Annotated in this window: 23 protein-coding genes and 1 riboswitch; of the genes, 9 read left to right on the top strand and 14 right to left on the bottom strand. The window is 71.6% G+C overall.

All coding sequences use genetic code 11. The annotated features are described in order from the left end of the window. Positions 1–34 precede the first annotated feature (34 nt). The 10 genes from VV01_RS06165 to VV01_RS06120 form a co-directional block, all read right to left on the bottom strand. The gene (locus VV01_RS06165) at positions 35–1,042 is read right to left on the bottom strand and encodes an ABC transporter substrate-binding protein (protein WP_050669123.1); all 1,008 of its coding nucleotides are present in this window, start codon (positions 1,040–1,042) and stop codon (positions 35–37) included. Next, positions 1,039–1,815, bottom strand: a complete 777-nt coding sequence (locus tag VV01_RS06160) for an ABC transporter ATP-binding protein (RefSeq protein WP_050669122.1) — start codon at positions 1,813–1,815, stop codon at positions 1,039–1,041. The genes VV01_RS06165 and VV01_RS06160 overlap by 4 nt, the downstream gene beginning before the upstream one ends. Beyond that, on the bottom strand, positions 1,812–2,936 hold the full coding sequence (locus VV01_RS06155; RefSeq protein WP_231635168.1) for a FecCD family ABC transporter permease: 1,125 nt from the start codon (positions 2,934–2,936) through the stop codon (positions 1,812–1,814). The genes VV01_RS06160 and VV01_RS06155 overlap by 4 nt, the downstream gene beginning before the upstream one ends. Positions 2,937–2,976: 40 nt before the next feature. Next, positions 2,977–3,156: riboswitch (cobalamin riboswitch) on the bottom strand. 15 nt (positions 3,157–3,171) lie between these two features. Further along, a complete protein-coding gene (gene hflX / locus VV01_RS06150; protein ID WP_050669120.1) occupies positions 3,172–4,641 on the bottom strand; it encodes a GTPase HflX in 1,470 nt (489 codons plus the stop codon). 89 nt (positions 4,642–4,730) lie between these two features. Next, positions 4,731–5,546, bottom strand: a complete 816-nt coding sequence (locus VV01_RS06145) for a CAP domain-containing protein (protein ID WP_050669119.1) — start codon at positions 5,544–5,546, stop codon at positions 4,731–4,733. A gap of 87 nt (positions 5,547–5,633) precedes the next feature. Beyond that, positions 5,634–7,175, bottom strand: coding sequence for an alkaline phosphatase D family protein (locus tag VV01_RS06140; protein WP_082220846.1), 1,542 nt, complete (start codon positions 7,173–7,175; stop codon positions 5,634–5,636). 67 nt (positions 7,176–7,242) lie between these two features. After that, the gene (locus VV01_RS06135; protein ID WP_050669117.1) at positions 7,243–7,857 is read right to left on the bottom strand and encodes a response regulator transcription factor; all 615 of its coding nucleotides are present in this window, start codon (positions 7,855–7,857) and stop codon (positions 7,243–7,245) included. Next, complete coding sequence (locus tag VV01_RS06130; RefSeq protein ID WP_050669116.1) at positions 7,854–9,041, bottom strand: sensor histidine kinase; 1,188 nt, start codon at positions 9,039–9,041, stop codon at positions 7,854–7,856. Before VV01_RS06130 ends, VV01_RS06135 begins: the two co-directional genes overlap by 4 nt. Positions 9,042–9,046: 5 nt before the next feature. Continuing rightward, positions 9,047–9,643: a class I SAM-dependent methyltransferase gene (locus tag VV01_RS06125; protein WP_050669115.1), complete on the bottom strand. Its 597-nt coding sequence runs from the start codon at positions 9,641–9,643 to the stop codon at positions 9,047–9,049. After that, entirely contained in the window at positions 9,640–10,026 is a 387-nt protein-coding gene (locus VV01_RS06120) for a DUF6069 family protein (protein ID WP_050669114.1), read from the bottom strand. The genes VV01_RS06125 and VV01_RS06120 overlap by 4 nt, the downstream gene beginning before the upstream one ends. Positions 10,027–10,149: 123 nt before the next feature. On the opposite strand from VV01_RS06120, the gene VV01_RS06115 reads away from it, so the two are divergent. Continuing rightward, positions 10,150–10,761, top strand: a complete 612-nt coding sequence (locus tag VV01_RS06115) for a class I SAM-dependent methyltransferase (RefSeq protein ID WP_050669113.1) — start codon at positions 10,150–10,152, stop codon at positions 10,759–10,761. A gap of 58 nt (positions 10,762–10,819) precedes the next feature. On the opposite strand, the gene dapF is transcribed toward VV01_RS06115, so the two are convergent. Together dapF and miaA are read right to left on the bottom strand one after the other, a co-directional pair. Continuing rightward, a complete protein-coding gene (gene dapF / locus VV01_RS06110; protein ID WP_050669112.1) occupies positions 10,820–11,680 on the bottom strand; it encodes a diaminopimelate epimerase in 861 nt (286 codons plus the stop codon). 4 nt (positions 11,681–11,684) lie between these two features. Next, the gene (gene miaA, locus VV01_RS06105; RefSeq protein ID WP_050669111.1) at positions 11,685–12,623 is read right to left on the bottom strand and encodes a tRNA (adenosine(37)-N6)-dimethylallyltransferase MiaA; all 939 of its coding nucleotides are present in this window, start codon (positions 12,621–12,623) and stop codon (positions 11,685–11,687) included. Positions 12,624–12,721: 98 nt separating this feature from the next. On the opposite strand from miaA, the gene VV01_RS06100 reads away from it, so the two are divergent. From VV01_RS06100 to VV01_RS06070, 7 genes are read left to right on the top strand one after another with little or no spacing between them, the layout of a single operon-like run. Then, positions 12,722–13,987, top strand: a complete 1,266-nt coding sequence (locus VV01_RS06100) for an NAD(P)/FAD-dependent oxidoreductase (protein WP_050669110.1) — start codon at positions 12,722–12,724, stop codon at positions 13,985–13,987. Beyond that, complete coding sequence (locus VV01_RS06095) at positions 13,981–14,703, top strand: DUF1365 domain-containing protein (RefSeq protein ID WP_331456416.1); 723 nt, start codon at positions 13,981–13,983, stop codon at positions 14,701–14,703. Before VV01_RS06100 ends, VV01_RS06095 begins: the two co-directional genes overlap by 7 nt. Continuing rightward, positions 14,700–15,962, top strand: a complete 1,263-nt coding sequence (locus VV01_RS06090) for an SAM-dependent methyltransferase (RefSeq protein ID WP_050669108.1) — start codon at positions 14,700–14,702, stop codon at positions 15,960–15,962. The genes VV01_RS06095 and VV01_RS06090 overlap by 4 nt, the downstream gene beginning before the upstream one ends. Further along, positions 15,959–17,269 (top strand): SAM-dependent methyltransferase, encoded by a 1,311-nt coding sequence (locus tag VV01_RS06085; RefSeq protein ID WP_050669107.1) that lies wholly within the window; start codon positions 15,959–15,961, stop codon positions 17,267–17,269. Before VV01_RS06090 ends, VV01_RS06085 begins: the two co-directional genes overlap by 4 nt. Further along, positions 17,266–18,039 (top strand): DUF1295 domain-containing protein, encoded by a 774-nt coding sequence (locus VV01_RS06080; protein ID WP_050669106.1) that lies wholly within the window; start codon positions 17,266–17,268, stop codon positions 18,037–18,039. The genes VV01_RS06085 and VV01_RS06080 overlap by 4 nt, the downstream gene beginning before the upstream one ends. 10 nt (positions 18,040–18,049) lie before the next feature. After that, a complete protein-coding gene (locus tag VV01_RS06075; RefSeq protein WP_050669105.1) occupies positions 18,050–19,405 on the top strand; it encodes a cryptochrome/photolyase family protein in 1,356 nt (451 codons plus the stop codon). A gap of 42 nt (positions 19,406–19,447) precedes the next feature. Further along, on the top strand, positions 19,448–19,717 hold the full coding sequence (locus VV01_RS06070) for a hypothetical protein (protein ID WP_050669104.1): 270 nt from the start codon (positions 19,448–19,450) through the stop codon (positions 19,715–19,717). Here VV01_RS06070 and trpS read toward each other — a convergent pair. Together trpS and VV01_RS06060 are read right to left on the bottom strand one after the other, a co-directional pair. After that, positions 19,711–20,793, bottom strand: a complete 1,083-nt coding sequence (trpS, locus tag VV01_RS06065; protein ID WP_050669103.1) for a tryptophan--tRNA ligase — start codon at positions 20,791–20,793, stop codon at positions 19,711–19,713. The genes VV01_RS06070 and trpS overlap by 7 nt on opposite strands. A gap of 171 nt (positions 20,794–20,964) precedes the next feature. Next, the gene (locus VV01_RS06060; protein WP_231635167.1) at positions 20,965–22,200 is read right to left on the bottom strand and encodes an MFS transporter; all 1,236 of its coding nucleotides are present in this window, start codon (positions 22,198–22,200) and stop codon (positions 20,965–20,967) included. A gap of 84 nt (positions 22,201–22,284) precedes the next feature. Here VV01_RS06060 and VV01_RS06055 point away from each other — a divergent pair, with 84 nt between their 5' ends. Continuing rightward, entirely contained in the window at positions 22,285–23,148 is an 864-nt protein-coding gene (locus VV01_RS06055) for a LysR family transcriptional regulator (RefSeq protein WP_071606308.1), read from the top strand. Positions 23,149–23,155: the final 7 nt, after the last annotated feature.

Raw genomic sequence — 23,155 nt, 5'->3', positions numbered from 1 at the left:
TCTCCACGGAAGACCCGCGCAGGTCTGCGTACGGTCACCGCCGCGGCACCAGGTCCCAGCGCTCCAGCGCGACGCGTGCCTGCTCGGCGGCGTCGATGTTGAGCGGACCGCTGGTCCACATGGCGTACGGCAGGTTGAGGAAGCGGCCCTGCCTCACCGCGGGCAGGTCACGTGTCGCGGGGTTGGTCCGCAGCAGGTGGACCTTCTGGGCGAACGACTGGGGCGGGTAGTCGACGAAGAAGATCGCGTCCGGTCGGGACGCCGCGACCCGCTCCCACGACACCGAGGTCCATGTGTCCTTCAGGTCCGACAGCGGGTTGCGTCCACCACCGGCTGCGATGACGGCCTGCGGCGCCCCGAGCGCCCCGCTGGAGAACACCTCCTTGTCACCGCTGTCGAACACGAACACGGTCGGTGGCTTCTTCGGCTTCGGCGCCGACCGCAGTGCGGCCAGCCGGCGGTCGAGGTCGGTGTTGACCCGTCGGGCGTCGGCGTCGTGGCCGGTGATCGTCCCGAGGTGGGTGAGGTCGGTCCTGAGCGCGGTCCACGGGTCGACCGTCCCGCGAGCGCGACTCCCGTGCTGACGGCAGCTCTCGGTCAAGGTGAAGGCGTCGATTCCCTTGGCCCGCAACGCTTCTGGTGTCACGCCCTTCTCCTCGGAGTAGCCGTAGCCCCAGCCCGCGACCATCACGTCCGGGCGCTGAGCCACGACCGTCTCCAGCGACGGGTACTCAGGAGCGACGACCTTGAGCGAGTCGACGGCGGCGCCGTAGTGCTTGCGCAGCAGAGCCTTGTCACGCCCGATGCTGCTGACGGCCGCGACGCGGTCCTGCGCTTTCAGGGCGAGCACCATCGAGATCAGGTTGCCGTCGTTGACGAAGAGGCGCTGGGCCGGCTTCGGGAAGGACGTCTGCTCCCCACAGCTGCTGACGGTCACTCGTGCACCGGCGGCTCGGCCGGCCTGTCCGGCGTCGGTGGAGGAGCATGCCGCGAGCAGCAGGACGGACGCGCCGGCGAGGGTGGCGGTGAGGCGTCGGTTCATGTCAGGTCCTCCAGGAGCAGGTGGGTACGGCCGGTGACGGGATGGGTGACGTGGGCGGCGGCGACGCCGAACACCTCTGCGACGAGGTCAGGGGTCAGTACGTGCGCGCCCGGGCCGACCGCGTGGGCGCGGCCGTCGTGCAGCACGAGCACCCGGTCGAAGCACGCGAGCGCCAGTCCGAGGTCGTGCACCGCCGCGACGGTCGTACGGCCGAGCGCCCGGACCGTACGCAGGAGGTCGAGCTGGTGGCGTACGTCGAGGTGGTTGGTGGGCTCGTCCAGGACGAGGACGCCGGTGTCCTGGGCGATGCCTCGTGCGAGCCACGCCCGTCGCATCTCGCCGCCGGAAAGCGTTGCGCACGAACGGTGCTCAGCGTCCATGAGGTCGACGTGATGCAGCGCCTCACGTACGGCGTCGCGGTCGTCCGGGCCGCCGCTGGACCAGGGAGACCGGTAGGGCGTACGGCCCAGACCGACGAGCTCACCGACCAGCAGGTCGGCCGGCAGCGCCGGGTCCTGGTCGACGAACGCGATCCGCCGCGCGCGGTCTCGCGCGGCCAGGAGGTGCACGTCGAGGCCGTCGACCTCGACCTGCCCGCCGGCCGCCGGGAGGAGACCGCTGAGCGTGCGCAGGAGGGTGGACTTGCCGCTGCCGTTGACGCCGACGACGGCGAGCATCGAGCCGGGCTCGACGTCGAGACTGACGTGGGAAAGGACTGTGCGACCCCCGACGGCGCACGACAGGTCACGGGTGCACAGGGCGCCGGCGCTCATACCGCGGATCCGTAGCTGTAGCGGCGCCGCCCGAGGAGCAGGAGGAAGACCGGCGCGCCCACCAGACCGGTCACGACGCTGAGGGGCAGCTCGACCGGACGCACGACCACCCGCGAGAGCACATCGACCCAGATGAGGAACGCCGCTCCACCGAGCGCGGCCACCGGCAGCAGCACCCGATGGCGGGCGCCCACCACCAGGCGCCCGAGGTGCGGCAGCACCAGCCCGACGAAGCCGATGCTCCCCGACACCGCGACGAGTACGCCGACGAGCGCCGAGGACAGGACGAACAGGGCCCGACGGAGGCCGTCGACGGGTACGCCGACCGCGCGGGCACCGTCCTCACCGGTGGTCAGCGCGTCGATCCAGGACGACGCGAGCAGCAGTGCTGTCGTCGCGACGACAGCGACCGCGGGCAGCCAGACCTGCGCCCACGTCGTACCGGAGAGGCTCCCCAGCAGCCAGAACAGGACCGACTGGGCGCCCCGGTCGTCGCTGCGCATCACCAGGAAGCTCGCGACCGAGGAGAACGCCGACGACATGACCACGCCCGTGAGGACCAGGCGCAGCGGGGTGAGCCCGCCCTGGGCGCTCGCGATCCCGAAGACGAGTGCCGTGGCAGCGAGCGCACCGAGCAGCGCGCCGGCGGAGAGGGCCCACGTGCCGAGCGCGGCCAGCGCGCCGGTGGTGATCACGGCCGTCGCGCCGACACTCGCGCCGGAGGACACCCCGAGCAGGTACGGGTCCGCGAGGGGGTTGCGGACGAGGGCCTGCACCGCTGTGCCCGCGACGCCGAGGCCGGCGCCGACCACCAGAGCCTGCGCCGCGCGCGGCGCCCGCAGCTCGACCACGATGAGGTCGACCGTCGGGTCCGGGCCGGGGCTCAGTCGCAGGCGGTGGGCGAGCACGTCCCACACCGCACTCGCGGCGATCGGCTCCGAGCCGAGTGCGAGCGACGCGCAGGCACCGGCAGCGCAGAGCACCAGCAGGACGCCGAGCACGGCCAGCATCCGGGGCCGACGACGCTCACGCTCCGGCGCGGGCACAGGCGGTCGCAGTTCAGGACGAGGGCGACCGAGTGCGTCGACGACGCGCCCAGGCGCCGACACGAGGTCGGGCACGCAACGGCTCTTTCATCCGGAGCCCGATCGCGAGGCTCGTGGTCGATGACATGAGCCGGCAGGTCTTCGGACTCGGGATCACTCAGACGGAGCGCCTTCCCGGACTCTCGTCCAGTGGCGTTGTGCTCCGCCCGTCACCCACACCGCTGCGCGTCAGCTCCGGAGTCTCACCGGATTCCCTGGCACCGTTCGTGGTACGACCAGCTCGCCGGGAACGCTATCACCGGCGACCGGCTCACGAGACGGCGTACGACGCGAGCTCGGCCTGCAGCGTCGGCGTCACCTTGGCGTGGACGCGCGTGCCGTCGCCCTGGTGCTCGGTGCTGAGGATCTCGGCCTCGTCGTGCAGGCGGCTGAGCAGGTCACCACGGTCGTACGGCAGGAGCACGTCGACGCGGATGTCGGGTCGTGGCAGCTCACGGGCGACCAGCGCACGCAGCTCGTCGATGCCGTCGCCGGTGCGGGCCGAGACCGCGATGCTGTGCTTCTCGGCGCGCAGGATGCGATCGACGACGTGCGGCTCGGCCAGGTCGGCCTTGTTGACGACGATGACCTCCTTGACCGCGTCGCCGCCGACCTCGGCGAGCACCTCACGCACGGCGCTGATCTGGGCCTCGGGGTCGGGGTGGCTGCCGTCGACCACGTGCAGCACCAGGTCGGACTCTGAGACCTCCTCCAGCGTCGAGCGGAACGCCTCGACGAGCTGGTGCGGCAGGTTGGCGACGAACCCGACGGTGTCGGCCAGCGTGTAGAGGCGGCCGTCCTCGGTCTCGGCGCGACGCACGGTCGGGTCGAGGGTGGCGAACAGCTGGTTCTGGACGAGCACGCCCGCGCCGGTGAGACGGTTGAGCAGCGAGGACTTGCCGGCGTTGGTGTAGCCCGCGATCGCGACGCTCGGCACGTGGTGCGCCTTGCGGCTGTGCCGCTTGGTGTCGCGCGAGGTCTTCATCTGCGCGATCTCCTTGCGCAGCTTGGCCATCCGGCTGTTGATGCGCCGCCGGTCGAGCTCGATCTTGGTCTCACCAGGACCGCGCGAACCCATGCCCTGACCGCCGGCCGCCTGGCCACCGGCCTGCCGGGACATCGACTCACCCCAACCACGCAGGCGCGGCAGCAGATAGCTCAGCTGGGCGAGCTCGACCTGCGCCTTGCCCTCCTTGGACTTGGCGTGCTGGGCAAAGATGTCCAGGATCAGCGCGGTGCGGTCGATGACCTTGACCTTGACGACGTCCTCGAGGGCGCGCCGCTGGCTGGGCGCGAGCTCGGTGTCGGCGATGACGGTGTCGGCGCCCTCGTCGATGACGATGTCGCGCAGCTCCTGGGCCTTGCCCGCACCCATCCAGGTGCCGGGGTCGGGCTTGTGGCGACGCTGCAGCACCCCGGCCAGCACGGTCGAGCCGGCCGTCTCGGCGAGCGCGGACAGCTCGCGCAGGGAGTTCTCGGCGTCCTCGGCGGTGCCGTCGGTCCAGACGCCCGCGAGCACGACGCGCTCGAGGCGCAGCTGGCGGTACTCGACCTCGGTGACGTCCTCGAGCTCGGTGGACAGGCCCTCGACGCGGCGCAGGGCTGCGCGCTCCTGACGGTCGAGCTGCTCGCCGTCGAAGTCGTCGACGATGAAGCCGGACTCGTCGTAGCGAGGGTCGAGGTCATCGGCCTCGGACAGGGCTTCGGCGCGGGTGCTGAGCAGGTGATCGTGTGCAGTCATGTTCTCCCTAGAGTCGCATGAGAGAACGCTGTGGGCGATCCGATTATGCCGAGCAGCACGCCGACGGGCCCCGTGCGGACGCCGTGGGATCAGGAGATCCCGAAGTCCTGGACCCAGGCGCCGTCGCCGTAGCCGTCGCCGACCGAGCCCCCGTCGTACCCCACCCCGATGCGGTTGAACGAGCAGTTGAGGATGTTGGCGCGATGACCCGCGCTGGACATCCACGAGCGCATCACGGCCGCTGGTGAGGCCTGACCGGCGGCGATGTTCTCGGCCGCTGCGAACCCGTCGTATCCCGCGCGGCGCATGCGCTGGAACGCGGTCGACCCGTCGGAGCCGGTGTGCGAGAACGACCGGTGACGCACCATGTCGGACGCGTGACCGTCGGCAGCCCGACGCAGTGCCTGGTCGGTGCGCACGGGGCCGCACCCGGCCTTCGCCCGCTCGGCGTTGGTGAGGCGCACGACCTCGGCGCGCACGTCACGACCGGGCGCTGGCTCGTCGCTGGTCCGGCTCGAGCTGCTCGAGCTGGTCGAGGGGCTCGGAGTCGTGCTGCGAGTCTCGCGCGCCGTCGAGGAACGCGATGATCGGGAGCTCGGGGTCGCCGTCACGGGCTCGGCCCGCTCGGCGACCGGGATCGGCGGCGGCGTCGCAGTGACCGTCACGACGGTCGGCGTGGCGGTGATCGGAGTCGCCGGCGAGGTCGTGGCCGAGTCGGTGCGCGACGGACTGGCCGTGGCCGGCGGCAGATGGTCGAGCCCGGTATGCATCTGCGAGCTCGCCCTGCGTCCATCGAGGCCGCCCCACAGCACGAAGCCACCGGCCGCGCCCAGCACGAGCACGACCGCGGCGGCCAGCAGCGGCGCAGCACCTGATCGCCCGTGCGCGTCCCGTCGTGGTCGCATCAGGTACGCCCGCGCCCTCGCTCGGTGGTCAGCCGATCACGCTAGCGGCCGATCACCGCCTGCGCGGCCGAACGGGCCAGGCGATCATCACTGCGGCGAGAGGTCCTTGGACCAGAGCACCGCGCCTGTTGCGTCACGCAGGCTGGCGGTCAGCAGGCCGGCGTCGTCGATCTGCACGTGCCCGAAGAAGTGCGCCTTGCCGGTGCGGGGCGACTGGTTGGCGTACGACGCCCCCTTGGCGAAGACGACCTCCGGACCGAACGTCGCGTCCATCGGGCTGGGCGCGAACGCCCCGGCCGAGATCGGTCCGGCCACGAGCTCCCAGAAGGGGGTGAAGTCGGTGAAGGCCGCCCGCGACGGGTCGTAGTGGTGCGCAGCGCAGTAGTGCACGTCGGCCGTCACCCAGACGACGTTGCGGATGTCGTGGCGCTTGATCTGCTGCAGCAGGTAGGCGATCTCCAGCTCGCGGCCGAGTGGCGTGCCCGGGTCACGGTTGGCGACGCTCTCCTGGTCGACCGGCCCGTCCGGGACGATGATGCCGAGCGGCAGATCGGCCGCGATGACCTTCCAGGTCGCCCGCGAACGACGCAGCTCACGGATCAGCCACTCGGTCTGCTCGTGGCCGAGGATCGCGGTGCGATGGGTCTCGAGCCCGGAGGTGTTCGGGCTCTTGAACGTGCGCATGTCCAGGCACATCACGTCGAGGTGGCGGCCGCGCGTCACCTTGCGGTAGATGCGGTTGCGGCCATCGGTCGTACGCCGGCCGCGCGCGTCGTCGTCACCGATCGGCTGCCACTCGCGCCAGGCCTGCTTGGCCCGCGCGGCGAGCACGTCGACGCGACGCTCGGTGTAGCGCTCGTCGGTGAGGACCTCGCCCGGGTACCAGTTGTTGAGCGTCTCGTGGTCGTCCCACTGGGCGAGGAGCGGCACGTCGGCGTACATCGCGCGGATGTTGGTGTCGAGCATGTTGTAGCGGTGCCGTCCGCGGTACTGCCCGAGTGTCTGCGCGACCTCGGCGACCTCGGGGATGACCAGGTTGCGCCAGACCTGACCGTCGGGCTCGGTGACCGACTCGGTGATCGGGTTGTCGGCGTAGATCGTGTCGCCGGAGTGGATCATGAAGTCCGGCCGCAGCGCGTGCATCGTGCGGTAGCCGGTCATGCCGCCCAGGTCGGGGTTGATGCCCCAGCCCTGGCCCGCGGTGTCACCGGTCCACACGAAGCTCTGAGCGCCCTTCATCGGCGCGGTGCGCAGATGCGCGATGCCCGACTCGCCCAGGTGGCCGTCGCGCCCCTCGAAGGTGAGGCGGACGTCGTAGTCCGTGCCCGGACGCAGGCCGTGCAGCGTGATCTTGGCGGTGTGGTCGGTGTCCGGGGTCGCCCACGGGCCGCGGATCACCTGACGCGAGCGCCCGCGTCCGACCTCAGCCACCAGCCGGCCGACGCGGTCGGCCCGCGCCCACACGACCCCGCCGTTGGTGGTGACGTCGCCGGACATCACACCGGAGGTGAGGTTCGGGCGCCCGGTGACGACCAACGGCGCAGCGGCGACACGGCTCCCGCCGAGCGTGAGAGCACCGGCGCCGGCGAGGGCGCCTCCGAGCAAGGTCCTGCGCGTCAGATCGGCCATGCGTCGCATGCAACCGGGTCGTGGTGGCCGCCCGGGGTGCCGTCCGTGACGAGCGGGTGAACGTCGGTCAGATCCAGCCGTGCTCGCGCGCGGCGTGCGCCGCCTCGATGCGGTTGCGGGTGCCGGTCTTGGCGATCGCGGCCGACAGGTAGTTGCGCACGGTGCTCTCGGACAGGAAGAGCGATCCGGCGATGTCGGCGACCGTACGCCCGTCGCGGGCCTCGGCGAGCACGTCACGTTCGCGTTCGGTCAGCGGGTTGGGCCCCGCGCGCAGAGCGGCTGCGGCGAGGTCAGGGTCGACGACGACCTCACCGGTGTGCACCCGTCGGATCGCGTCGGCGAGGTCCTCGACCGGCCGGTCCTTGACCAGGAAGCCGCGCACGCCGGCATCCATCGCCTGACGCAGGTAGCCGGGGCGTCCGAACGTCGTGACGATCACGACCTTGCACTCCGGCACCTGCTGGGCGAGGTCGGCCGCCGCGTCGAGCCCGCTGCGACCGGGCATCTCGATGTCGAGCACGGCGATGGTCGCCCGGTGCTCCACGGCGGTCGGCACGATCTCGTCGCCGCGCCCGACCTCGGCGACGACCTCGATGTCGTCCTCGAGGCCGAGCAGCAACGACAGCGCGCCGCGCATCATCGCCTGGTCCTCGGCGAGCAGCACCGTGATCGGCTCACTCATGCGTCGGCCCGCTGACGCTCGACGGGCAGCTCGACGACGAGCCTGAATCCTGGTGGGGATGCGTCGATCTCAAGGGTTCCGGCCATCTGCTCGACGCGCTCCTGGAGCCCTTGGAGGCCGTGGCCGGTGGCCGGCGAGCCACCCCGCCCGTCGTCCTCGACGACCAGCCTGATGCGACCGTCGCGCTCGGTCACGCCCACCCGGCAGGTGCGGGCGCCCGAGTGGCGTACGACGTTGGTCGTGGCCTCGCGCACGACCCAGCCGAGCGTGAGGTCGACGTCGGTGTCGAGACGGTCGGGTACCGGGCCTACCTCAGGGCGAATCCCGGCGGCGCTCAACGCAACTCGCGCCGTGACGATCTCCTCGGCGAGCGTCGTACGCCGGTAGCCGCCGACCGTCTCACGCACGTCGGCCAGGGCGGACCGGCCGATCTGCTCGATGTCGCCGGCGTGGGCCGCCGCGGCGTCCGGGTCGCGGCGCGCGATTCGGCGTACGGCCTCGGACTTGACGACGATGACCGACAGGGTGTGCCCGAGCACGTCGTGCAGGTCGCGCGAGAACCGCAGCCGTTCCTGCGTGACCGCCGCCTCGGCGAGCTGCGCCTGCGTGCGCGACAGCTCACCGACCGCGGCGAGCAGCCAGTAGAAGAAGTAGGTGGCTGTGCCGGCGAGCAGGCAGTTGACCGAGATGACCGTGCCGGTCGACCAGGCGCCGGTGTCGAACCCGATCGTCAGGGACGACAGCGTGCCGATGACGATGATCATGAGCGGCGCGACCGAGGTGCGCAGGCCGACGGCAGCACTGATGGCGACGAGGACGAACACCGCGTACCAGTCATCACCCCAGACGACGGCACCGGTGCCGACCAGCAACATCTGGGCCGCGACCAGCGCGAGCGCGACCGGGCGTCGCAGCACCTGGTCGGTGCCGAGCGGCAGCACGAGTCCCACGAACGCGACGGCCACCCCTGCCACGGCGGCCAGCTCGGTGACCGATCCGTCGCCGACGGCGTGCGACACGGGCGCGATGAGCAGGATCACCAGCCACGGGAGGACCGGCCACGGCCCAGGTCCGCGACGGACCCAGCCGAGCAGCCAGGGCGGCAGGCAGGTGGGCTCACCGAACGGCGTCGCGCCGGGGTCGTCGTCGAGCAGGGCGCGCCAGGGTCGGCGCGTACGGTCCATGACGCTCACGCTACCGACGCACGCCCGACGATGAACGGCAGACGAGTGCCGAGCGGACCGGGCTGCACGAAGTGCTCGATGTCGACGTCGGCGAACCCGGCGCTGCGGATCGCGGCCTCGGTGTCACGGGCCGGGTCACAGCCGTCGACCATGATCTGCACCGGCGCGAACGCCTGCAGCGCGAGGCGGGTCCACCCAGCGTCGGCGAGGACGTGCTCGCAGAACACGAACGAGCCCCCGGGGCGCAGCACGCGGCGTACCTCCGCGAGAGCGCGACGCTGGTCGTCGACCGAGCACAGCACCACGGTGGACAGAACCGCGTCGACCGAGGCCGCAGGCACCGCGATGTCCTCCGCGCTCCCCGCGATGACCTGCGTACGCCGGTGGTCCCGCTGTGCGCGCGCCTCCAGCTCGCGTCTGGCCCGCCGGCGTGGCTCCAACCCGATCCACGAGACCGTGCGGTCCAGCAGACCGAAGTTGGAGCCGCGCCCCGCACCGATCTCGAGCACCGTCCCCCGGAGCGAGCCGATCAGTGCGGTCTTGGCGCCGACGTAGGCGGCCATGTCGCCGGGTCGTGCGCTGCGCACGACGGCCCCGGTCATCGGGGCGCCAGGTCGGCGGTCGGACGTACGCGCAGGAAGAACATCAGGACCGCACCCACGACCAGGTGCAGCCCGATGAGCACGAACGTCGCACTCGTGGTCGTCGCGGCCAGCGGTCCGCCGAGCGAGAGCACCAGGACTCCCCCGGCAAGGATCAGCCACCACCTCAGGCCGGCGCGCCGACGGGTCAGGACCAGCTGCGTCAGCGTGGCAGCGGCACCGACGACCAGTGTCGAGACGACCACCGCCCACGGTCCGACCTCGCGTACCGAGCCGCCCTGCTCGACGGTCAGCGCCACGTCGGCCATCCGCGCGATCCCCCAGCCCGCGAGCGCGGCCGCCGCCGCACCCACGACAGCCGTCGTCGTCCTCACGATGTCCATGCCCCCTCCTTCGCCCGGTCCTGCTGACGACCTCGACGCTAGGAGCGCAGCGGGTGGGGGCGGCAGGGTCGACGGTCCGCGACGGAGAAGGACAGATGTCCCGTGCGGCTACCCTGCCTCTCGATGTCCGAGGACCACTACTTCACCGCGCAGCCCGCCAGCGCCGAGGAACGCCGCACGATCACGGTGCCGCTGGCCGGTCGGTCACGTCCCGTCGAGGTCGCGCGCGGGATCTTCTCGCCCGACCGCATCGACCAGGGCACGTCGGTGCTCCTGCAGCACGCTCCGGCGCCACCCGAGGCGGGCACGTTCCTCGACCTCGGCTGCGGATGGGGTCCGATCGCCCTGACGCTTGCACTGCGCTCCCCCGCCGCCACGGTCTGGGCCGTCGACGTCAACGAGCGCGCCCTCGACCTCGCTCGGCGTAATGCAATCTCGTTGGGGCTCAACGGAGTTCGCGCCACGACGGCCGACGACGTACCCGCCGGCACGACGTTCGACCTCATCTGGTCCAACCCGCCGATCCGCGTGGGCAAGGCCGTGCTGCACGAGCTGATGCGCACCTGGTTGCCGCGTCTGGCACCCGGCGGCTCGGCGTACCTCGTCGTGCAGCGCAACCTCGGCTCGGACTCGCTCCAGAAGTGGTTGGTGGCCGAGCTGGGTGACGGGTACGACGTGTCGCGCCTCACCAGCGTCAAAGGCTTCCGCATCCTGCACGTGCGCCGCGGGGCCTGAGCGCCGTACGAAGGCTGTCTGCTCGGCAGTGCATGGAGTGCCGAGCAGACGAGATCTGTCAGGCGGGGAGGGTGACCGTGCCGTCGGCGACGAGCACCGCCGGGCCCGAGAGCGCGACCTTGTCGTCGCTGATGTGGACGCCGAGCCGGCCGCCCGGGACGTCGACGACCCAGTCGAGCTGGTCGTCCGGCCGCCCGGCCCACCACCAGGTCGCGAGCGCAGCCGCCGCGGCACCGGTGCCGCACGACTGCGTCTCGCCGACGCCGCGCTCGTGCACGCGCATCTCGATGTGGCCGGGGCCGACCGGCCGGACGAGCTCGACGTTGGTGCCCTGCTCGGGGTGCGGGTCGACCTGCGGAGCGGTCGTGAGGTCGATGCGGCCGAGCGCGAGCTCGGGCGGCAGGGCCACGACGGTGTGCGGGTTGCCGAGGTCGAGGCTGAGGGCGGGCACCGGGTCGGCGATGCCGACCACCTGGACCACCGAGTCCATCCCGCGCTCCTGGGCCTCCGGCTCGCGCGCGAGCCGCCATGGGCCCAGATCGACGGCGTAGCCGCCCGGGACCGTGGTGATGCGCTTGAGGCCACCGCGCGTGGCGATGTCGAACGTCTCGTCGGTCACCAGACCGTGGGTGCGCAGGTAGTCGGCGAACACCCGCGTGCCGTTGCCGCACATCTCGGCGACGGAGCCGTCGGCGTTGCGGTAGTCCATGAACCACAGGTCGGGGTCGACGTCTGCGGAGACGTCGGCGACCTTGCCGGCCCGGACCACCCGGATCGCGCCGTCGCCGCCGATGCCGCCACGCCGGTCGCACAGGAACCGCACCTGCTCGGCAGTGAGGTCCAGGGCGCCGTCGAGGTCGGGCACGAGCACGAAGTCGTTGTGGGTGCCGTGGCCCTTGGTGAAGTCGATCGTGGTCACGCCCTCAGTCTGACCGATCGGCGTCGGCCTCGCGCACCGTGACCAGTGCGCGGTCGAGCAGGTCGGGCGCGTCGTACGGCAGCCACACGATGCGCGGCTCGGGGCGGAACCACGCCTCCTGCCGGCGTACGAGCCGGCGCGTCGCCAGCACCGTCTGCTCCTTGGCCTCGGCCTCGGTCAGGTCGCCGTCGAGCTGTCCGAGTGCCTGGGCGTAGCCGATCGCGCGGCTGGCCGTACGCCCGTGCCGCAGGCCGAGCCGCTCGAGCGCGCGCACCTCGTCGAGCAGGCCGGACTCCCACATCCGGTCGACGCGTACGGCGACGCGGTCGTGCAGCTCGTGCCGGGGTGCGCGCAGACCGATCATCACGCTGGGTCGCAGGAACTCCCGGCGCGGCATCGTCGAGCTGAACGGTCGGCCGGTGAGCTCGATGACCTCCAGGGCCCGCACCGTACGTCGACCGTTGCCGGGCAGCATGGCGCGTGCGGCCTCGGGGTCGCGCTCCTGCAGGAGGGCGTACAGCGCCTCGGGTCCCTGGCGTTCGAGCTCGGCCTCCCAGCGGGCGCGCACGTCGGGGTCGGTCGGCGGGATCTCCAGCACGTCGAGGGCTGCGCGCAGGTAGAGCCCCGAGCCGCCGACGAGCAGCGGCCTACGACCCCGGGCCAGCACGGCGTCGATGTCGGCGCGCGCGTCGCGCTGGTAGTCGGCGACCGTCGAGTCCTGCGTGACGTCGAGGGTGTCGAGCTGGTGGTGCGGGACTCCGTGCCGTTCGGCGACCGGGACCTTGGCGGTGCCGATGTCCATGCCGCGGTACAGCTGCGAGGCGTCGGCGTTGACGACCTCGCCATCGAGGCGCTGCGCCAGGGCGATGCCGAGGTCGGACTTGCCGGTGGCGGTCGGGCCGACGACGGCGACGACCAGCGGCGGTCGGGCAGGAGTGCTCATCGCGGCACATCGTCTCAGAGCAGTCGTACCCATCCGTCTCGTCGAGGGCTCCGAACCGCTTCGCGACACGTCCGGACGACCCCGAGGAGCTCCCCGCCATGACAGGACGACCCCGCGCCGCCGTGATCGGTAGCGGCGTCGCCGGGCTCGTGGCCACCCACGTGCTCGCGCGATCGCACACGGTCACGGTGTACGAGGCCGACGCGCGACCGGGCGGGCATGCCCACACGCACGACGTGACGCTCGAGGGTGAGCGGTTGAGCGTCGACAGCGGGTTCATCGTGCACAACGACCGCACCTACCCCACGCTCCAGCGTCTGTTCCGTGAGCTCGGTGTGGCGACCCGGGAGACCGACATGTCGATGTCGGTCCGGCACGAGGCGTCCGGCATCGAGTACGCCGGTGGGCGGGGCCCGTCAGGACTGCTCGCCGACCCGCGGACCGTCCTGCGACCGGCGTACGGACGGATGCTGCTGGACGTCCGCCGCTTCCACCGATCGGCACGCGCCCTCCTCGACACCCCTGCGACCGGCGCTGACGTCGCGCTCGGCGACTGGCTGGAGCCGCAGCGCTTCTCGAACGCGTTCATCGACTGGTTCGTGCGACCGCTGGTGGCAGCCGTCTGGTCGTGCGACCCGGACCGTTCTCTGGAGTACCCGGCTCGGTCGCTGCTCACCTTCCTCGACCACCACGGCATGCTGAGCGTCACCGGGTCGCCGACCTGGCGCACCGTCGTCGGCGGCTCACGCACCTACGTCGACCGCGTCCTGGCCGGCGTCTCCGACGTACGGCTGAGTACTCCGGTCGTCGCGTTGCGGAGGACAGCGAGCGGTGCCGAGGTCGTGTCGGCCGACGGACGCTGCGACGCGTACGAAGCCGTGGTCGTCGCCACCCATCCGCACCAGGCGCTGTCGTTGCTCTCGTCCCCGACAGCCGCCGAGCGCGACGTCCTCGGCGCCATCACCTACTCGGTCAACGAGGCGCAGCTGCACACCGACACCACCGTGCTGCCGAACCGGCGTGGCGCTCGGGCGTCGTGGAACTACCTGCTGCCGCGCGACCCACAGGCCGGGGTGCTCGTGACGTACGACCTGACGCGGCTGATGCGCCTGCCGTCGCCGAGCGGTCAGCGAGTCCTGGTGACGCTCAACGGTTCTCAGCGCGTCGACAAGCGCCGGGTGCTCGCCGAGATGACCTACGAGCACCCGCTCTACACCGCCGACGCCGTGGCTGCCCAGGCCCGCCTGCCCGAGCTGTCGGACCGACGCATCGCCTTCGCCGGCGCCTATCACGGCTGGGGGTTCCACGAGGACGGCGCGCTCTCGGGGCTGCGCGCCGCTCAGGCGCTCGGGGGCTCGTGGTGAGGCCGCGGCTGCTGCTCACACAGGTACGCCACACGCGTACGGCGCCCGTACGCGACGACTTCACGTACGCCGGGTGCGCGTGGCTCGTCGAGCCCTCGACGTCTCACGAGATGCCTTGGTGGCAAAGGCCATTCGTCACCTTCGGAGTCGCCGACCATCTCGGCGACCCACGAGCCTGCTGGCACGACAACGTGGTCCGCTTCGCTGAGACACAGGGCCTCGACCTCGACGGCTGCCGAGTGCTCGCCCTGACCGGCGCCCGCAGCCTCGGCCACGCGTTCGACCCCCTGACGATCTACTGGTGCTGGGACCGTGACGACGCGCTCGTGGCCGTGATCGCCGAGGTCCGCAACACCTACGGCGAGCGTCACGCCTACCTCGTCCGGCCCGACTCGCGCGGCCGCGCGAGCGCCGAGAAGGCGCTCTACGTCTCGCCGTTCAACGACGTGTCCGGTCACTACGCCATGTCCGTGCCGCCGCCGACGGCGGCGGGTGTCGACATCAGGATCACGCTCCACCGAGACGGGCACCCACCGTTCGTGACGAGCTGGCGAGGACGACCCGCTCGCCCGCGCGATGCGCCGCGCGTCCTCCTCCGACTTCCCCTCGCTCCGCACGTGGTCACCCTGCGCATCCGACTCCGCGGCGTACGCCTGTGGCTGCGTCGCGTGCCGGTGCAGCCACGACCAGCCCACCACCGCCAGGAGGCCGTATGACCGCCCTGTCCCCCACCGCGCCACGAGTCCAGGTCGACCCGGACCGATGGCCGGACGTCGCACGCGTTCCGTTGAGCCTCAAGGCGCGCGGCGCGGCGTTCGTCACCCGCGGCATCTTCCGTCGCGCGATGGCCGGCCTGCCCGTCCGCGTCGTGTGGCCCGACGGCTCGTGCATGGGTGGTGCCGCCGACGTCCCCACCGCACCGACCATGCACGTGCACGACCCGTCGGCGTTCATGCGCCGGGTGGGCAGCGCCGGACTCATCGGGTTCGGGGAGTCCTACCTCGCCGGTGAGTGGGACAGCAACGACCTCGCGGCTCTGATCGCCGCGTTCGCGACGGGAGTCGACGCGCTGGTGCCGGCTCCGCTCAAGCGGATGCGGTCGGCGTACCTCGCCCGTCAGCCACGAGCCGAGCGACCGACCCCGGAGAACGCGCGCAGCAACGTCGAGCGCCACTACGACCTGTCCAACGACATGTTCGCGCTCTTCCTCGACCCGACGATGACGTACTCGTCGGCGTTGTTCGTCGACGACGACGAGAGCCTGCAGACGGCACAGCACCGCAAGATCGACCGGATGCTCGACCAGGCGCGCGTCACTGCCGGTTCGCAGGTGCTCGAGATCGGCACCGGCTGGGGTGAGCTCGCGCTGCGCGCCGCACGACGAGGCGCCCGGGTCCACAGCGTCACGTTGTCGCGTGAGCAGCTGGAGTGGACCCGCGCCAAGATCACCGCTGCGGGATGCGCCGACCGCGTCAGCGTCGAGCTGTGCGACTACCGCGACGTGCGAGGCCGGTACGACGCCGTCCTCAGCGTCGAGATGGTCGAGGCCGTCGGCCTGGACTACCTCGACGGCTACTACGCCGTGCTCGAACGATCACTGCGCGACGGTGGACGCGCGGTGGTCCAGGCCATCACGATGCCGCACCAACGGGCACTGGAGACCCGAGACGGCTACACCTGGATCCACAAGTACGTCTTCCCCGGCGGTGCGCTGCCGTCACCGGAGATGCTCGCGTCGTCCGCAGCGGCCGCGGGCCTGGTCGGTGTCGACGCGCTGTCCATCGGTTCGAGCTACGCGGAGACGCTGCGCCGGTGGGCGGAGACCTTCGACGGGGCGTCGGAGGCGTTGGCACGCCTCGGTTTCGACGAGGTGTTCCGGCGGATGTGGACGTTCTACCTGCGCTACTCCGAGGGCGGCTTCCGGGCCGGATATCTCGACGTGCAGCAGCTGACGTACGAGCGGGCCACCGCATGAGCGCCGCTCCGATCGCACCGCGGCTGGCGGCGCTGCTCGAACCCGTGGTCGGCGCGCCGCTGCCCGTCCGCATCACCGCCTGGGACGGCAGCACCGCAGGCCCGCCCGACGTGCCGGTGGTGCACCTGAGCTCTGCGCAGGCCTTGCGCCGGTTGCTGTGGCACCCCGGCGAGCTCGGTGCTGCGCAGGCCTACGTCGTCGGTGAGGTCAGTGTGGAGGGGGATCTCACCGACGGCCTGCGTCACACCTGGGGTGAGGTGGCGCGCCGCGGCCTGCGCGCGCAGCGCCCCTCGCCCCGGGTGCTCGCAGCCGCCGCACGCCTCGCCCGTGAGCTCGACGTGCTCGGGACGCCGGCGCCCCTGCCGCGCACCCAGATCGCGGTGACCGGCCGGCTGCACTCGATGCGACGCGACCGCGCCGTCATCCATCACCACTACGACCTGTCCAACGCGTTCTACTCCCGCATCCTCGACCGTCACATGGCCTACTCGTGCGCCTACGTCACCGGCTCCGACCTCGACGGCGAGGAGTCGTCGGCGTACTCACTCGACGACGCGCAGACCGACAAGCTCGACCTCGTCTGCCGCAAGCTCGGGCTCGACGCACGCCCCGGGATGCGCCTGCTCGACATAGGCTGCGGCTGGGGGTCGCTGAGCCTGCACGCCGCGCAGCACTACGACGCCCAGGTCGTCGGCGTGACCATCTCGCAGGAGCAGAAGTCGTTCATCGACAACCGGATTCGCGAACGTGGCCTCCAGGACCGGGTCGAGATCAGGCTGCAGGACTACCGCAAGATCGACGACCCGGCGTACGACGCGGTCGCCTCGCTGGAGATGGGCGAGCACGTCGGCGAACGCAACTACGCGACGTACGCCGCGACCCTCGCCCGCTGCGTCCGCGACGACGGCCGGGTGCTGATCCAGCAGATGTCGCGGGCTGGCCGTCACCCCGGCGGCGGACCGTTCATCGAGGCGTTCATCGCGCCCGACATGACGATGCGCCCCATCGGCGAGACGGTCGCGTTCCTCGAGCGGGCCGGGCTGGAGGTGCGCGACGTGCACGCGATGCGCGAGCACTACGTCTGGACCGTCCGCGCCTGGCAGCGCCGGTTCGAGGCCCATCGCGCCGAGCTCGTCGCACTCGTCGGTGAGGAGGTCGTGCGGGTGTGGGACCTCTACCTCGCCGGCGGGCTGCTCAGCTTCGAGCAGGGCCGGATGGGCGTCGACCAGATCCTGGCCGTACGCCGCGGCACGGGTCCGAGCGCCCTGCCGCCGGTGCGCCCCGCGACCTGGAGCGACCCGCGGTGAGCGACGTCCTGGCCCTGAGCGCGGGATGCCTCGGTGTGCTCGCCCTGGTGCAGGCGGTGACCTTCGCCGTCGGCCACCGCATCGGGCGGTACAACGTGGTCGACGTCGCGTGGGGCCTCGGCCTCGCGCTGGTCTCTCTCGTCTGTCTCGCGCGATCGCAGGACTGGCGTGCGTGGGCGCTCGCGGCGCTCGTCACGACGTGGGGCGTGCGGCTGTCGTGGCACATCTGGAGGCGTACCCGTGGTGGTGACGAGGACCCCCGCTACGCCCGCCTGCTCGACGGCGCAGGCACAGGCACGGTCGTGCGCAAGGTGTTCGTGACCCAGGGGCTCGCCCAGTGGTTCATCTCGTTGCCGGTGCAGGTCGCGGCCGTCACCGGCCCGCCCGGGCGAGTCGGTGCCGTGGTCGCGGTCATCGGTGTCCTGGTCTGCATCACCGGCATCACGGTGGAGTCGGTCGCCGACCGGCAGCTCGCGGCGTACAAGGCCGATCCCGACAGGCCGCCGGTGATGGACCGCGGGCTGTGGGGCTGGTCGCGGCACCCCAACTACTTCGGCGACGCGTGCGTGTGGGTGGGCGTCTACCTGGTCGCGGCGTCGGTGTGGCCGGGCGTGCTCACGGTGCTCTCCCCCGCCGCCATGGTGTGGTTCCTCGTCGTCGCGACCGGGGCACGGCTGCTGGAGCAGCACATGAGCGGGCGCCCCGGCTACGCCGACTACCAGGCACGCACCAGCTTCTTCCTCCCGCTGCCGCCGCGCCGCACCACCTAGGGTCGGCGGCATGGTGAGACCGACGATCCTGTGGCTGCGGCGTGACCTGCGGCTGCACGACCACCCGGCGCTCCTGGCCGCTCATGAGGAGGCCGGATCCGGTGGCGTGTTGCCGTTGTTCGTCGTCGAGCCCGGCCTCTGGGACGGGGCGGGTGAGGTACGCCGGCGCTGGCTCGCGCAGAGCCTGCAGGCTCTCGCGGCGTCCTACGACCACCGGCTCGTGCTGCGGTACGGCGACCCTGCGTCGGTCGTCCCTGCCGTGGCCGCCGAGGTCGACGCCCGCGCCGTGCACGTGACGCGAGAGTCGACACCGCACGGCCGCCGACGTGACGCCGCCGTCGAGAGGGCACTCGGCGACGTACCGCTCCGGGCGACCGGCACGCCGTACGCCGTCGCGCCCGGCCGCGTCCTCAAGGGCGACGGTACTCCGTACGCCGTGTTCACCCCGTTCGCTCGCGCGTGGCACGACCACGGCTGGCCCGGTCCCGCCGACGCTCCTCGCCGAATCCGTTGGGCCGCAAGCGATTCCGACGACCAGGCGGTCACAGCAGTGAGCGACGCCGCCGACGGGGAGCAGCTCGTGCAGCCCGGCGAGGACGCTGCGCTCGGGAGGTGGGACGACTTCGTCGAGGAGGCCGTGGCGGCGTACGACACCGACCGCGACCGGGCAGCGGTCGACGGCACATCGCGCATCTCGCCCTACCTCAAGCTCGGCGTCGTGCACCCACGCACGCTGCTCCAGCGCATCGCCCACCTGCGCAGCAACGGCGCCGCCACGATGCGCACCGAGCTCGCATGGCGCGAGTTCTACGCCGACGTCCTGTGGCACCACCCGCGCTCCGCCTGGCACGACCTGCGACCGGCGTTGACCGGCATGGACTACGACGAGCCCGGCGACCTGGTCGACGCGTGGAAGGCCGGGCGCACCGGCTACCCGTTCGTCGACGCGGGGATGCGCCAGCTGCTCGCCACCGGGTGGATGCACAACCGCGTCCGCATGGTGACCGCGTCGTTCCTCACCAAGGACCTGCACGTCTGGTGGCCGATCGGGGCGCGCCACTTCCTGGACCACCTGGTCGACGGCGATCTCGCCTCGAACAACCATGGCTGGCAATGGGTCTCGGGCACCGGCACGGACGCTGCGCCGTACTTCCGCGTGTTCAACCCGGTCACGCAGGGCGAGCGGTTCGACCCCGACGGCGACTACGTACGCCGGTGGGTCCCCGAGCTGCGTCATCTCGACGGCAAGGCGGTGCACCAGCCGTGGAAGCACGCGGACGGTCACGCGCACGGCTATCCCGAGCGCGTCGTCGACCACGCCGAGGAACGGCGCGAGGCGCTGCGCCGCTACGAGGCGGTGCGTTGAGGGCTTGACCTTCGACCTGGTCGAACCACTCGACTCGCGGTCATGAGCGTCCTCGTGCACCCGTGCCGCGCCTGTCCTCACCCCGTCGACTGGCACGACCCACGCCACCGCGGCTACACCTCCTGCGCGTGCTGTCGCACCGGCGTGGCCGACCCCGACCCCGCGCCGCGCCTGCAGGCGACGTTCACCTCGCCGGGCGGGCGGCCCGAGCCGCTGTACGCACCCGGGTCGCCGCGCAACGCCGGCTCCATGCACGCCACCCGCACCTGCGACTGCCCCGCGTGCCACACGGCGTACGCCGCCCGTCAGTAGGTCATCCCCATCACCTCACGCACCTGATCGAGCGTGTGCTCAGCGACCTCGTTGGCCCGTGAGTTTCCTTCGCGCAGAACCTGATCCAGGTACGCAGGGTCCTGGGCGAGCTGCGCGCGGCGGCTGCGGTGGTCGGCCAGCCCGTCGTTGACCGCCTCGGTGACGACCCGCTTGAGCTCGGCCGCTCCGCCGTCGCCGATCCGCTCGGCGAGCACGGCCTCGTCCTCACCGAGGAAGAGGGCGGCCGTGGTGATCAGGCTCGACACCTCGGGCCGTCGGTCGGGCTCGAACGTGATCCGCCGCTCACCGTCCGTGCGGGCGCCCCGGATCAGCCGGGCGGTCTCGTCGGCGCTCGCGCCGAGCCGGACGGTGTTGCCGCGCGACTTGCTCATCTTGTGCCCGTCCGTCCCGAGCAGCAGCGGGGCGTCGCTCAGCAACGCCTCCGGTTCACGGAAGACGACCTGCCCGCCGGCGTACCTGCGGTTGAACCGACGTGCGATCACCCGGGTCTGCTCGACGTGCGGCAGCTGGTCCTTGCCCACGGGCACCACGTTGCCGTGGCAGAACAGGATGTCGGCGGCCTGGTGCACGGGATAGGTCAGCAGCAGCCCGCTCAGTGGTCGTCCGTCGGTGGCGGCCAGCTCGTCCTTGACCGTCGGGTTGCGCCGCAGCTCGGCGTTCGTGACGAGCGACAGGAACGGCAGCATCAGCTGGTTGAGCGCCGGCACCGCCGAGTGGGCGAAGATCGTGGTCCGGCTCGGGTCGATCCCTGCGGCCAGGTAGTCGAGCACGAGCCCGCGCGTGTGATCGCGGATGCGGCCGACGACATCGCGGTCGGTGATGACCTGGTAGTCGGCGATGATGACGAAGGACTCGACTCCCTTGTCCTGCAACGCAACTCGGTTGCGCAGGCTCGCCAGGTAGTGGCCGACGTGCAGCTCGCCGGTGGGCCGGTCACCGGTCAGGACCCGCAGCCCGGCTCGGCGCAAGGCCTCGGGGTCGTCGATGGTCTGGTGCAGCAGGTCGCTGCGCTCCCGGGCGATGTCGTACGACGTGTCGGTGGACGTGGTGGTCATGGTGCTCCTTACAGGACGGGCCCTCGAGCACACGTCGCCACACATGACGAACGCCGCCCGAAGGCGGCGTGTGAGAGTGGTCTGAGGGTCTCGTCAGCGGCCGCCGGTCAGGGCAGCCACCACCAGCACGCGGGACGAGACGTCAGAGCCATGCCCACCACCATAGGCGCTTCACGCCGCGTCCGTCACACCCGACGGCGCCCGCCACAGCAGCGCGCCGATGGCGAGGGCGAGTGCGTACAACGCAGCCACGAAACCGACCAGGCCGCTCCACCCGCCTGCGCTGTAGGCGACTCCGGCGCACACCCCGGCGACCGAGCTGCCGACGTAGTAGGCGAACAGGTAGAGCGCGCTCGCCTCGGCGCGGTGGTCGACAGCGAGCCGTCCGACCCAGCCGCTCGCGACGGCGTGTGCTCCGAAGAAGCCCGCCGTGAACAGCAGCATGCCTGCCAGCGTCGTGACCAACGAGTCCGGAAGGGTCAGCGCCAGGCCGACCAGCGCGGCGGCCTCGCTCATGACCAGCATCCCTCCCCGGCCGAACCGGTCGGCGAGCCGACCCACTGCCGCGGACGACGCCGTCCCGGAGAGGTACATCAGGAAGACCAGCCCCACGAACGCCTCAGGAAGGGCGAAAGGGCTTGCCAGCAAACGGAATCCGAGGATGTTGTACGCCGACACGAAGCCACCCATGAGCAGGAGTCCGGAGGCGAACAGCACCAGCAGCCGAGGTCGTGTCAGGTGCCCGACGAGATGGCGTGCGGTCGTGACCAACCCGATCGGCTGCGGCCGGAAGTGCTCGGACGGTGGCGCCAGCCGCAGGAACCACAGCGTGAACCCGAGCGACACCAGAGCCGCGACCTCCAGGGCCCACCGCCAGGTGCTCAGGTCGAGCGCGAACGAGGCCAGCAGGCGGCCGGCGAGGCCACCGATCGTCGTACCGGCGACGTAACGACCCATCGCCGCACCCAGGGAGCCCGCGTGGACCTCCTCGGCGAGGTAGGCCATGGCCGTGGCCGGCACACCGGCCAGCGCGATGCCCTGCAGGCCGCGCAGCGCCACCAGCACCTCCATCGACGGCGACCAGGGCAATACGAGCCCGATCAACGCCGACAGCAGGGCCGAGGCGGCCATCACCCGGGTCCGGCCGAACCGCTCGGACAGCGCGCTCGCCGGGATGATCGCGAGAGCGAGCAGACCTGTCGTGGTCGACACCGCCAGCGCCGATCCCGCCGGCGAGACCCCGAACTCGTCGGACAGCTGGGGCAGGACTGCCTGCGCGGCGTACATCGCGACGAACGTCGTCATGCCGACCGCGAACAGCGCACCCGTGATGCGCCGGTAGCCCGGCTCGCCCTGCCGGTGACCCGCCGCCGGTCGCGGCACGGTCTGCGTCATCACATCGCTCACATCCCCCATCGTCGCGATCGGCTCCTGATGATGGAAATGAATGTCTGGGCAGTTTGTCATGCACTCACGACATATCCTTGAGTCGTGAGGGAAACGACTCGATGGTTCGTCGTGCTGGCGGAGGAGCAGAACGTCACCGCCGCTGCGGCACGGCTTCAGATGACGCAGCCGACGCTGTCGCGGATGCTGTCGCGCCTCGAACGCCGGCTCGGGGCGACACTGTTCGACCGCCACGGACGGCGCCTCGCCCTCAACGACCTCGGGCGCCTGTACGCCGACCACGTGCGTCGCGCTGACACCGAGCTCGCCCTCGCCGAGCAGGCCGTCGCTGATCGCATCAGCGACGAGCCCCGCGTCGTACGCCTCGGGTTCTTGCACTCGTTCGGCACCTGGCTCGTGCCGGACATCGTGCGCGGGTCGCGCGAGCACGACCCGGGGCTGCGGTTCGAGCTGCTCCAGGGCTCGGCCGACCTCGTCCGCGACAAGGTCATCGCCGGTGAGCTCGACCTCGGCATCCTCTCGCCGCAGCCGGCATCGACCAGGGTCACCTGGCGGCGCATCATGCGTCAGTCCGTCGTGCTCGCCACCCCGCTCGGTCACCCGCTCGCCGGTGCCCGCAGCGTGCGGATGGAGCAGGTCGAGGGCTGTTCGTTCGTGGCCATGCCGCGCGAGTACGGCATGCGACAGATCCTCGACGAGGCTTGTGCCGCAGCAGGATTCGAGCCTCAGGTCGTGGTGGAGTGCCAGGACCTGCACACCGTGGCGGGCCTGGTCTCCGCCGGCATCGGCGTCGCCCTGCTGCCCGAGGAGCACACGACGCGGTATCCCGCCGATGTCGCGATCACTCCCCTGGCCGGGGCCGTGGGCGGGCGTGAGGTCGGGCTGATCTGGGCCAAGGGACGGCCGCTGCCTCAGCCTGCCCGCGACGTGCGCGATGCGCTGGCGTGACACCGCG

The sequence above is a fragment of the Luteipulveratus halotolerans genome, assembly GCF_001247745.1.
GTDB classification, from domain to species: Bacteria; Actinomycetota; Actinomycetes; order Actinomycetales; family Dermatophilaceae; genus Luteipulveratus; species Luteipulveratus halotolerans.
This window is presented reverse-complemented; position numbering and strand designations above follow the sequence as displayed.